The following is an 11517-nucleotide window of genomic DNA, read 5'->3' on the forward strand; positions in this document are numbered from 1 at the left end:
ATCGATAAACGAACGCCGCCGACTGTGCGAAAAGCATGGCCGGCGGCGTTTGTTGGTATAACAGCATAGTCAGGGGACACGGCTTGATTTCATACGGTCTCTACGCATGGCCTCCGTTGCCACCCCTCTGGGATCCCCTGCCTGAACGGTTACGGTTTTGTTTCACAGAAGTTTTACATCGCGTGCAGCGCCCACAGCACCAAAAGGTGAACCGGATAGTAGATATAGAAGAAATATTTATGAAACTTCCGGTGGGTCGCCGCCTGCTGACCGTTATAGAAGTATGCGATGCACACGAAGCCCAGCACCATGCCGAGCGCCTCCGTCAGGCCCTCGAACATCCCATTCGTGAGGCAGGATACCAGAAGAAAGTATGCGACACACTTCAGCATGCCTAGCCGCTGCTCCGTCGGGGCCATGTAAAACTGCTGCTCTTTTGCCTGACTCTTCATCAGAATAGTTTCTCCGTTTTGATACTGATTGGCAGAGTGATCCACTATAGGCGCCGCCGGATGAAACGCCGGGCGCAGGAACAGCACGAGCGGTACGGACAGGAAATTCCAGTCCGTGAAGAGACTCGCGAAGAACAGCAGTACATACAGAAGCTTTCGAAGTCCCCCGTCGGTCACATGGTCATGCACATACAACACGCCGAGGCAGATGAGCAACGTGAATAGCATATTCCCGAAGAAGCCACCGATCGCCAGACTAAACGGCAGCTGCGACAGCAGCGCAAAGAGCAGCAGACGTTTCGCATATCCCCGCACATCATGTGTGTAGAAGTAGCCTTCGATCAGGAAGTAGATCATCACCGGCCCTGTAAACGTCCCGATGCAGAGAAACAGCCGGTAGAGCAGCGACTGCGGCTCCAGAAATATATATGCGACATGATCCAGCGTCATCGCCACGATTGCCAGATATTTGATGGCATCACGCGTCATGAACCGCATATCTGTTTTATTTTCACCCATATTCTTCATCCTCAAAAATAATATCAGAAACCATTATACTCCCTGGAAGCCATGCATGAGTACCGGAAATATGCGGTGAAATCCAGCTGAGCTGTTATCATTTAGATACTTGCTGTGTCGGATTCACTCAATTCTTTAATTGTTGTTTCGGCTTGAATGTTGTACCATTAATGTCAGTGATTTTTCGTGACAGTTTAGTCAGTGAGCTTGGAGAGTAGCAGGAAAACACAGGATTCCGATATCGGAGTACTGTGCTTCTGATGCTGGTCTGACGGCACCGGACTGAGCAATTACAGACGATTGATAACAGGGGGCTTTATGAAGATAGCGGAGTATGTTTCACTGGCGGCGGAGCGTGGCGCGTCGGATATCCATCTGATTGCAGGGCTGCCGGCGAAGTGCCGTCTCGACGGCCAGATCGTGAATCTGAGCGAGGAGGTGCTGGCACCGGAGGACTGTGAGTGCCTCGCGCGGGAGATGGCCGGGGTGGACTACGAGAAGATCGAGTCGATCGGCGAGCTCGATTGCGCGGCGACGATCGCGGGGGAGCGTGTGCGTATCAATCTGTTCCGGCAGCAGGGCCACGTCTCGGCGGCGCTGCGCATCCTCAGTAACCACATCCCGGCGCTCGACACACTCGGCCTGCCGAAGGTGGTGAGCAGCTTCCCGTCACTGCAGAAGGGCATCGTGCTGGTCACCGGTGAAACCGGCTCCGGTAAGTCCACGACGCTGGCGGCGATCCTCGATCAGATCAATCATACGCGGAACGAGCACATCATCACGCTGGAGGATCCGATCGAGTACGTCTACACGCCGGACCAGTGCATCATCAATCAGCGCGAGATCGGCACCGACACGCAGTCCTACGCGGAAGGCCTGCGCGCCATCCTGCGTGAGGACCCGGACATCATCCTGATCGGCGAGATGCGTGACCTCGCCACGATCGAGACCGCGCTGACCGCTGCCGAGACCGGCCACCTCGTCTTCGCGACGCTGCACACAAACAGCGCCGTGGACTCGATCGACCGAATCGTGAGCGTGTTCCCGGAGGCGCGGCAGGGCCAGATCCGACTGCAGCTCTCGACGACCCTGAAGGCCGTCCTCAGCCAGCAGCTCCTCGTGCGCGCGAACGGCCACGGCCGCGTCGTAGCGGCGGAGGTCATGATCGTCACCCAGGCGATTCAGAACCTGATCCGCGAGGGCAAAACGCCGCAGATGCAGAGCTTCATGCTCTCGAGCGCCGACCAGGGTGCCATCACGATGGACAACTGCCTCATCCAGATGGCGATGGACGGCAAAATCCTCCCGCAGACCGCCGAGGAAGCCGGCGTCGACCGCGATTACATCCGGAAAAAGCTGCAGCTCGCGTGGTAAGTGAGGCCAATGCCTACAGCAGACATGCTGCGGATGAGCCGGATGACGGCTGATGTAACGGTGCGGAACGTGACGGAGTAGTGGCGTAGACATTGCCCAAAGTGTTAAAATACGGCTAGAATTTGCACGGTACGCGCTGCGCTTAAGAATATCAAGAACGATTATTAGTTTTTCAAATAGCGATATTGACTTTAGTTTGAAGCATGATAGAATCTAGTTAGCAATCAAAAACCGTGGTTTCTGCAGCGTAATGTGCATGCGGAAAAACGATTTTTCAGTGAGAGAGGGGAGCTGCTTGGTTACATATTCATACAAAGCACTGACCGCGGACGGGAGCGAAACCAAAGGCGTCGTGCAGGCCGTGGATGAGTATGCGGCGGTGGCGCAGATCCGGCAGAAGTGCCCGGTCATCACGAGTATCACCCCGGTCAGAACAGGCGGCGCGGCGAGCGGACTCCTGAACATGGAGATCGGAAGCCCGCGGGTCAAGACCCGGTCGCTGGCGCTGATGTGCTCACAGTTTGCGATTACGCTGAAATCCGGCATGCCGATCGGCCGCGCGATGGAAATGATCGCCCGGCAGACGGATGATAAGAAGCTTCGAAAGATCCTGCTGGATGCAGCTGAGGACGTGCAGGGCGGTTCGACCGTCGCGCATGCCTTCGAAAAATACAAGGACGCGTTTCCGCTGACCTTCCTCGAGACGGTGCGGGCGGGTGAGCTGTCCGGTACACTCGATAACTCCTTCGCGCGGATGCACCGCTACTACGAGAACAGCGCGAAAAACAGTGAGAAGGTGCGCGCCGCGCTGACGTATCCGATCTTCGTCGTGTGCGTCGCCGTCGTCGTCCTGATCATCATCATGGTGAAGGTCATCCCGACGCTCGCGCAGGTCTTCGAGGGCCTCGGCGGTGAGCTGCCGCTGATGACACGCATGATGATCGCGATGGCGAACTTCTTCGCGAAGTGGTGGATGCTCCTCGTCATCGTCGTGCTGGCGCAGGTGGTCGCGTGGAAGCTCTTCACGAAGACGGAACGCGGTATGAAGCTGAAGGGGCAGATCCAGCTGCATCTCCCGGTCATCGGGAAGATCAATATCATGAACGGCGCAGCGGAATTTGCGAATACGATGTCGACGATGCTCGCGTCCGGACTGACGCTGAACAACGCCGTCTCCGTCACCTCGAAGGTGCTCGACAACTACCTCCTGCAGGAGAATGTCGCCGCGATGATCTCACAGATCGAGCAGGGCAAACAGCTCGGGGACTGCATGAAAAACTGCGCGTACTTCCCGGGCACACTGAAGGAAATGTGCTCCGTCGGCGAACAGACAGGTGAACTCGATCAGACACTGAACGTCATCGGCGAGTACTTCACAGGCGAGACGGACCGGAGAATACAGCAGGCGATCTCGATGCTCGAGCCGACACTGCTGATCCTGATGGCGATCTTCGCAGGATTCCTGGTGATCTCGATCTATCTGCCGATGTTTACGATGTACAACTTGTTCTAACGGACAGGGGCTCGGCATACAGGCAAGGCGCGGAGCGCCCGCCTGAGCAAAACGAGATGTGCGCAGCAGGTGCACATCATTCACTACGATATGAAAGTGATCCGTGTGAGACACTTTTATATAAATGAACATACCTATCAAGGGGAAACAAACATATCTAGGAGGAAAAAAACATGTTCAAGAAGTTAAACAAAAAGGGATTCACCCTTGCGGAACTGCTTATCGTCGTTGCTATCATTGCGGTGTTGGTTGCTATTAGCATTCCGATTTTCAACAGCCGTTTGGAGGCAAGCCGTGAATCTGTGGATGCATCCAACCTGCGTGCTGCATATGCAGTTGCGTCTGCTGATTTGCTGACTGAGGGATATAAAGATGCTACAAAATATACGACGAATGTCGGATATTATAATGTCTCAACGGGCGATGTTCAAAAGGGTAAACCGGAGAAAGCGTGCGGTAAGTCCCAGATTGCTGGATTCCAAGGATCGACACCTGATCTTCCTGCTGGTGTAACATGGACGGATGGAGCTGCGGCAACAGGAAAGTTTATCAAGGTTACTATTACTCCGGCAGCAGCTGGAACTAATGGGTCAGTAACTATTGAATGGGAAGCAGAGTAATATCTAAAGCTACTAAGAGACAGGTAAATTGCCATACATTAAATTTAAATCTTCAACTGCCACGCACCCGGGAAGGCAAGGTAGTTGATTAACAATCATTCATGAATGAAAAGGGAGAAGCCGTTACATCAAAGGACAGAGGGACGGTTCTCTGTCCGGATTTCCCCTACATTGCTCAACTGTCAACACCCGCGAACGGCAAGGTAGTTGATTGAAGGGTAGGGAAGGACAGGGGGACGGTTCTTGTGTCCGGATTGCCCCTACATACCTCAACTGTCAACGCCCGCGAACGGCAAGGTAGTTGATTGAAAACTCATTGACGAAGAAAAACATGAAGCCGTTACATCAACAATAGAAATGTTGGTGTGACGGTTTCTTTTCAATCAGGGAATAGATCCAGGGAGAGGTTGTTAGAAGGTCATGGGGACGGTTCTGTGTCCGGATTGCCGTTACATACCTCTAGGCCAAGGGGACGGTTCTCTGTCCGAAAGGGGGAGAAGGACAAGGGGACGGTTCTCTGTCCGTATTTCCCTACATAACTCAACTGTCAACGCCCGCGAACGGCAAGGCAGTTGATTGGGAAGGCCAGGGGGACGGTTCTGTGTCCGGATTTCTCCTACATAACTCAACTGTCAACGCCCGCAACTCATTGACGAAAAGGACAAAGGGGACTAAAAGGATAGGGGGACGGTTCTCTGTCCGGAAGGACAAAGGGGACGGTTCTTGTGTCCGGATCCTCACAACATATCCCAACTACCAAGCACCCGGTAGGACAGGGGTAAGGCCAGGGGGACGGTTCCCTGTCCCAATCCGCACAACACAGCTCAAGGCCAGGGGGACAGGTTTGGAAAGGACAAGGGGACGGTTCTTGTGTCCGAATCCTCGCAACATAATTCAACTACGAAGGACAGGGGACGGTTCTCTGTCCTACCTCCTCTGTCCTACCTCATTCCAAGAGGCGATTAGGTGAGAAGGCCAGGGGGACGGTTCTGTGTCCGGATTTCCCCTACATAATTCAACTGTCAACGCCTGAGAACGGCAAGGTAGTTGATTGAAAACTCATTGACGAATAAAAAACATGAAGCCGTTACATCAACAATAGAAACGTTGGTGTGACGGTTTCTTTTCAATCAGGGAATAGATCCAGGGAGGGGTTGTAAGAATAAAATGAAAAAAAGAAAAGCGGGATTTACGCTTGCAGAGCTTTTAGTTGTAGTAGCGATAATAGCTGTACTGGTTGCCATTTCCATCCCTGTTTTTACGAGCCAGTTGAAAAAAGCCAGACTGGCTGTTGATCATTCAGCAATGCGCGATGCGTATGCTCTAGCGCAAGTTGCTAATAATTTGCAGGAAATTGAAATAGAAGGGACGGCATATTCGTTTGATGATTTGAAATTGAAGCAGATAAATAATAATAATATGAAAGTTTATTTTGTTTTAGCCGAAGACTGTAATCATCTTATTTTTAATCCAGATGATGCCCCGCTGTTTGTGGCGCCTGCGGGTGCGTATGCGTTCAAAGAGAGTGGATGTGATGATAGCAATGCTTATAAATGTGAAACCTGTGGCCTTTGGGGAGCTGAGGGATTTCACTACAAAGGCAATGGAATCAACTTATACTATGATAGTGTACAAAATCTTATTATATTTGGTTTGTAACGGGATACAGTTACATAGTCCATGACCATTTCATACCACATCTGCTCACGTATCTGTTAGGGCGGGTGACTGATGAAGGACTGGGAAAAGGGCCGAGGACTGTTCTCTGTATGAATCTTTATGATTAATTTCAAATGGACATGGCGACTGAGTTCCGATAATCTAATGTTTAAATGTGGTGTCTGTCAAGGGTGTCAGATTTTAAATAGGGGTGTCATTCTTATTTTGGGGGTGTCATTTCAGTTTTGACACCCTTTACGAGAGACTGCAAACCATTACTACTTGGAGTACGATGAGTGTTAGGCGGCGGTGCTGGTGGCTATTAGTATTCCGATTTTCACAACACAGTTGGAGAAGAGTAGAGAAGCTACAGATGCTGCAAATATCAGAAGTGCCTACGCAACAGTTCAGGCTTCTGCACTCATGCAGGATACACAGGATGAATTAACAAAGATTAGTACAGCTGATATCACTTATACAACTAGTGGTACCGAAGGTTCTTTAGTATATAAAGCATCAGTAACCATGAAACAGAAAAATGATAAATGGCAATCTGGTGCACAGGATATTGGAGGCGTTTCTATTGCAGCTGATACAACAGGAACCACTACAAAGGCATGGGTTACATATACTCAGTCTACTGGTAAAACTACAATAACATTTGGTGCAACCGAGCCTTAATAAAAAGGACAAGGGTATAAAAAAAGGGGGAAGGACAGGGGACGGTTCTCTGTCCCGACCTTGAAAGCCAGGGGGACGGTTCTAGTGTCCGGATTGCTCTTGCATAACTCAACTGTCAACGCCCGCGAACGGCGAGGTAATTGATTGAAAACTTATTGACGAATAAAAACCATGAAGCCGTTACATCAATAATAGTAGGACAGGGGGGACGGTTCTGTAAGGACAAGGGGACGATTCTCTGTCCGAGAAGGCCAGGGGGACGGTCCTCTGTCCGAAGGAGAAAGGGGACGGTTCTGTGTCCGGATTGCCGTTACATACCTCAACTGTCAACGCCCGCAAACGGCAAGGTAGTTGATTGAAAACTTATTGACGAATAAAAACCATGAAGCCGTTACATCAACAATAGAAACGTTGGTGTGACGGTTTCTTTTCAATCAAGGAATAAATCCAGGGAGAGGTTGTAAGAATAAAATGAAAAAAAGAAAAGCGGGATTTACACTTGCAGAACTTTTAATCGTAGTGGCGATAATAGCTGTGCTTGTTGCCGTTTCCATCCCTATTTTTACGAGCCAGTTGAAAAAAGCTAGACTGGCTGTTGACCATTCTGCAATTCGTGATGCGTATGCTTTGGTGCAAATCGCCAATAACCTGCAAGAAGTAGAAATTGACGGAACGACCTATTCGTTTAATGAAATCAAAGCAGACTCTGCCGGATTTGGGTGGGTGTATTATCTGTCCAAAGATTGTAGCTCTCTGGTTTCCGTTACAGATTGGGAAAATGCATACAACTTTAAGGACAGTGGGGTAGGAGACGACGATTCTCCATGTCCAGATTGTACTATTTGGGATGATTCAAATTCCTGTATTGAATTACCAATGTCAAAATTACATAAAAAAGGAATGTATGTTTGGGTTCGTTATGACACTGCGACCAATCAGCTCCATATAGGATACCACAGCTGAAACGCAAAAGGAGAGCTAAGACAAGGGGACGGTTCTCTGTCCCCATCATGTTCAAATGTGGTGTTAAGGGTGTCAGATTTTTAGTAGGGGTGTCATTTTCATTCTTGGGGTGTCATTTCTGTTTTGACACCCTTTATAAGATACTGCATACTATTACTACTTGGAGTAGGATGGGTGTTAGGCGGCCGTGCTGGTGGCTATTAGCATTCCGATCTTTACCACTCAGCTGGAGAAGGCTAGAGAGGCAACTGACCTCGCTAATATTCGTGCAGCTTATGCTGAATGCATTACAGCTACGCTGACAGACGATGGTACTGCTTAGACAAGTGGTGGGGCCAGGCCCCGGGAAGAAAGAATAAACAAATTCTAAAATATCTATAAACTTATAAGCAGCTCAGCGGAGTGACTGATGGATATCACTGGCTGGGCTGCTTATGATTTTCTTATGGACCGATACCTGAAAAATGGAGTCATCGCTGGATGTGTCAGGTTATTCGTTCGAAGATTCCAGAATCAGATACAGCATTTGTCTTGGGGTGACAATAAAAGGCTTTGTCGGAAAATGCTTGATATTGCCAGTGATCAGATGTGCGTCTTCGCTTTCACGAGCCTTCATGGTGCTATGTCATAATTAAATATGTACAAAAGTTCCGGAATAAAAATGTACAAATGGTATCATCGTAAAAGCTGATAAAGGAGGCTTTTCGATGATTATCAAATCACCTGTTACAACGAATCTGAAAATTGAGAAACTGGAGGACTTATACAAGTTAAGACCATTTATGGAATCAGCCAATCTGAAAATTAATAAAAGCCAGATTGCCCGAGAACTGGACGTGGACAGAAGAACTGTTGATAAATATATCAATGGATTTCATAAGTCAGAGCATCGGGCATCGAGCAATTGTCTGACCCCTTACAAGGACATCATCCGAGAACTTCTTTCGGATGAAAACGAACAGATCTTTTATTACCGCCGCGTTCTTTGGCAGTATCTGTGCGATAACTATGGCTATCATGGCGCTTACAGCAACTTTTGCTATTACCTTTCCAGGGAACCGGAATTCGCCGCGTACTTTCGTAAAAGACTTCCGGCAAAATCAGAAGCCTATATCCGCTATGAGACACCGGCGGGAAAGCAGGCACAGCTGGACTGGAAGGAATCCTTAAGGCTTTTGACGACAGATCTCGGATGGGTTGAGGTGAACATCTTCGTCCTGATCCTATCCTTCTCCAGATACCGCGTTTACCGGATGGTACCGACAAAGTCACAGGATGTACTTTTCTTCTGCCTGGATGACGCGTTTACGGTGTTTGGCGGTGTGCCGGAAGAGATTGTGACGGATAACATGAAAACGGTCATGGATCAGCCAAGGACAAGAGGATCGAAAGGAAAAATAAATATTCGCTTCCAGCAGTTCGCCGATGATTATGGATTCCGAGTCCAGCCATGTATTGCCGCCACGCCAAAGACAAAAGGAAAAGTGGAATCGCCGATGCGGATTCTCGATGAACTCCGCGCATACAACGGTCGACTGACTTACCTTGGATTCGTGGAACTTCTGGCAAAGATCAACGACAGGGAAAACTCGAAAGTACACCCCGGGACCGGGAAGATTCCGCTGATGTATCTGAAAAAAGAAAGGGATTCCTTCAGCCCGTTACCACAGCAGACCATCCGGAATCCCTATCAGCTGGTCGATCATAAAGTCCGCATAGACAACGCCAGCCTCTTCCGCTATCGCGGAAAACAGTATTCCGTACCGCCGGAATACATTGGAAAAAGCGTTACCCTGCAGGTTTACGATGACTACATCCATGTGTATTGTAACATGAAACTCATCGCACTGCAGCCCTTGTCGGAAAAGAAGATCAACTATCAAGAGGACCATTACCGGGATCTCATCTACAGGACGCATTCGTTTGCAGAAGAAAATATCGCAGCACGGGCAAAGGAAAATCTTAAGGCATTAGGAGCAGTGTATGAATAACAGCAGCATCTACAAACAGACGATACAGAACCTTGGAACACTCCGGCTGAACCAGATGAAACTTCATCTGGAAGAAGTCGCCGGAGATGTGGGAACAAAGAATCTTTCTTTTACGGAGGGACTCTTGAAACTAACGAATTATGAAGTAGACTTCAAGGAACAGTCTGCAGCGCAGAGTACGATTCATGCGGCGGCGTTTCCATTCGTAAAGACACTTTCGGATTTTGACTTCAGCTTCCAGCCTTCCGTGAGCGAAGCCCAGATGCAGGAATTCTGCACTCTTGGATTTATGGAGAAGGCGGAGAATATCGTCTTTCTCGGATCAAGCGGAGTCGGTAAGACCCATCTGGCAACATCCATCGGGATTGCTGCAGCAAAACACCATAACATTACCTATTTCATCAAATGCAGCGATCTTCTGCAGCAACTGAAAAAAGCAAAGCTGGAGAACCGTCTGGAAGCGAGGCTGAAGCATTTCAATCACTACAAACTTTTGATTATTGACGAGATCGGGTACCTTCCGATTGACAAGGAGGATTCCAACCTGTTTTTCCAATTGATCGATATGCGTTATGAGAAGAAAAGTACGATCCTGACGACGAATATCAATTTCGGAGATTGGGACAGCATTTTTTATGATGCAGTCGTTGCAGATGCAATCCTGAACCGTGTTCTACATCATTCCCATGTCATATCGATCACAGGAAAATCCTATCGGTTGAAGGACTTTGAACAGGAGGAACCATCACCGTAAACTGTACATTTTTATTTAGGATTTTTTGTACATTTTTACTTGACAGTTAACACATGGTGACTTCGTAGAATACGCAATCCTTCGGATCGGGGAGTTCAACGTCAAGATGTTCTTCTGAAACATCGATGGCGCGTGCTTTCATTTCATCAAGAATATCCGTTACGATCAGTTCTGTCAGATGAAACTTGGGGCGGAGAAGGACGGTTTTGTATTCGTTTAGAATTTCCTGATTCACGAGAGGAATGATGACATCGTTAAAAGTAAGATCAATGATATTTCCCGGAACGGAATTCCACTTAAGAACAGCAGAAACTAATACATTGGTGTCGATTACCGCATAGTATTTCACGATAGGACACCTCACTTCCTGGCGTCAGCGATTTCGGCATTGATTTCGTCTAATGACATGTCAGATATGCCATTCTCTTCCGCAATGCGGCTGGCACGTTTCATTGCTTCGATACCTCTGTTCGATGATGACTGATTAATGGTCATGCTGAAAGGAATGCCCTTTGCGGACACTAGTCTCGACACACACATTCTGAGGTAGGATGGCATGTCTAGTCCGAGCTGCTGGAGAATACTGACAGCTTCCATTCTTTCTGTTTCGTCAGCACGAAATTGAATAAGTGTATTTGCCATATTAAACACCTCCTTCTGAAGTTGAATATAACACAAATGAATGCAGATGAAAACAAATGATTTTAAATTAGCAATTAGCAATATACTGGATCAGTTTCTGCTGATAGAGGTAGTGTGATGATGTGAAGACGGAGGCATTGGCCGCGTGATGTGAAATGGAGCTATGCCCAATAGGGGCTGCTAAAAACCAAAATAATTTTTGAAGGCGAAAACCTCTGAACCCCTTGAAAACACTGGAGGTAAACCGCTCAATATAGTCTGTTTGACGACGATATGCAATTCTGAATGCAGTTTACAGAGCTCAGCGGTCGCTGTTCCGTTTTTGAGCGGCCGCTTTCCGATGCAAAAC

General features: G+C 48.6%; 11 protein-coding genes. 8 read left to right on the top strand and 3 right to left on the bottom strand.

What is annotated here, in order from left to right; translation table 11 throughout:
* Positions 1 to 173: 173 nt before the first annotated feature.
* On the bottom strand, positions 174 to 971 hold the full coding sequence (locus tag ACK8P7_RS02195; protein ID WP_410042583.1) for a TraX family protein: 798 nt from the start codon (positions 969 to 971) through the stop codon (positions 174 to 176).
* 318 nt (positions 972 to 1289) lie between these two features.
* Between ACK8P7_RS02195 and ACK8P7_RS02200 the strand changes: the two genes are divergently transcribed.
* The 8 genes from ACK8P7_RS02200 (at position 1290) to istB (ending at position 10526) form a co-directional block, all read left to right on the top strand.
* The gene (locus tag ACK8P7_RS02200; RefSeq protein WP_410042584.1) at positions 1290 to 2345 is read left to right on the top strand and encodes a type IV pilus twitching motility protein PilT; all 1056 of its coding nucleotides are present in this window, start codon (positions 1290 to 1292) and stop codon (positions 2343 to 2345) included.
* A gap of 295 nt (positions 2346 to 2640) precedes the next feature.
* Positions 2641 to 3858: a type II secretion system F family protein gene (locus tag ACK8P7_RS02205; protein ID WP_410042585.1), complete on the top strand. Its 1218-nt coding sequence runs from the start codon at positions 2641 to 2643 to the stop codon at positions 3856 to 3858.
* A 173-nt stretch (positions 3859 to 4031) separates the two neighbouring features.
* On the top strand, positions 4032 to 4478 hold the full coding sequence (locus ACK8P7_RS02210) for a type II secretion system protein (protein ID WP_410042586.1): 447 nt from the start codon (positions 4032 to 4034) through the stop codon (positions 4476 to 4478).
* A 1167-nt stretch (positions 4479 to 5645) separates the two neighbouring features.
* Positions 5646 to 6137, top strand: coding sequence for a prepilin-type N-terminal cleavage/methylation domain-containing protein (locus ACK8P7_RS02215; RefSeq protein WP_410042587.1), 492 nt, complete (start codon positions 5646 to 5648; stop codon positions 6135 to 6137).
* A gap of 315 nt (positions 6138 to 6452) precedes the next feature.
* Positions 6453 to 6818 carry a hypothetical protein gene (locus ACK8P7_RS02220; protein WP_410042588.1) on the top strand — a complete coding sequence of 122 codons (366 nt, stop codon included), beginning with the start codon at positions 6453 to 6455 and terminating at the stop codon, positions 6816 to 6818.
* Positions 6819 to 7289: 471 nt separating this feature from the next.
* Positions 7290 to 7781 (top strand): type IV pilin protein, encoded by a 492-nt coding sequence (locus ACK8P7_RS02225; protein WP_410042589.1) that lies wholly within the window; start codon positions 7290 to 7292, stop codon positions 7779 to 7781.
* A 707-nt stretch (positions 7782 to 8488) separates the two neighbouring features.
* Positions 8489 to 9772 carry an IS21 family transposase gene (istA, locus tag ACK8P7_RS02230; protein WP_410042590.1) on the top strand — a complete coding sequence of 428 codons (1284 nt, stop codon included), beginning with the start codon at positions 8489 to 8491 and terminating at the stop codon, positions 9770 to 9772.
* Positions 9765 to 10526 (top strand): IS21-like element helper ATPase IstB, encoded by a 762-nt coding sequence (gene istB / locus ACK8P7_RS02235; RefSeq protein WP_410042591.1) that lies wholly within the window; start codon positions 9765 to 9767, stop codon positions 10524 to 10526. The genes istA and istB overlap by 8 nt, the downstream gene beginning before the upstream one ends.
* A 46-nt stretch (positions 10527 to 10572) precedes the next feature.
* Here istB and ACK8P7_RS02240 read toward each other — a convergent pair whose 3' ends face one another.
* Both ACK8P7_RS02240 and ACK8P7_RS02245 read right to left on the bottom strand, forming a co-directional pair.
* Entirely contained in the window at positions 10573 to 10875 is a 303-nt protein-coding gene (locus tag ACK8P7_RS02240) for a putative toxin-antitoxin system toxin component, PIN family (protein WP_410042592.1), read from the bottom strand.
* A gap of 11 nt (positions 10876 to 10886) precedes the next feature.
* Positions 10887 to 11168: a type II toxin-antitoxin system RelB/DinJ family antitoxin gene (locus tag ACK8P7_RS02245; protein ID WP_410042593.1), complete on the bottom strand. Its 282-nt coding sequence runs from the start codon at positions 11166 to 11168 to the stop codon at positions 10887 to 10889.
* Between the last annotated feature and the right edge of the window lie 349 nt (positions 11169 to 11517).

The organism is Oribacterium sp. P9 (genome assembly GCF_046365365.1).
GTDB lineage: Bacteria > Bacillota > Clostridia > Lachnospirales > Lachnospiraceae > Oribacterium.

Excerpts from the sequence above, each read along its gene's own strand:
- ACK8P7_RS02195 (WP_410042583.1), bottom strand. The coding sequence starts at position 971 with ATGGGTGAAAATAAAACAGATATGCGGTTCATGACGCGTGATGCCATC.
- ACK8P7_RS02200 (WP_410042584.1), top strand. The coding sequence starts at position 1,290 with ATGAAGATAGCGGAGTATGTTTCACTGGCGGCGGAGCGTGGCGCGTCG.
- ACK8P7_RS02210 (WP_410042586.1), top strand. The coding sequence starts at position 4,032 with ATGTTCAAGAAGTTAAACAAAAAGGGATTCACCCTTGCGGAACTGCTT.
- ACK8P7_RS02215 (WP_410042587.1), top strand. The coding sequence starts at position 5,646 with ATGAAAAAAAGAAAAGCGGGATTTACGCTTGCAGAGCTTTTAGTTGTA.
- ACK8P7_RS02225 (WP_410042589.1), top strand. The coding sequence starts at position 7,290 with ATGAAAAAAAGAAAAGCGGGATTTACACTTGCAGAACTTTTAATCGTA.
- istA (WP_410042590.1), top strand. The coding sequence starts at position 8,489 with ATGATTATCAAATCACCTGTTACAACGAATCTGAAAATTGAGAAACTG.
- istB (WP_410042591.1), top strand. The coding sequence starts at position 9,765 with ATGAATAACAGCAGCATCTACAAACAGACGATACAGAACCTTGGAACA.
- ACK8P7_RS02245 (WP_410042593.1), bottom strand. The coding sequence starts at position 11,168 with ATGGCAAATACACTTATTCAATTTCGTGCTGACGAAACAGAAAGAATG.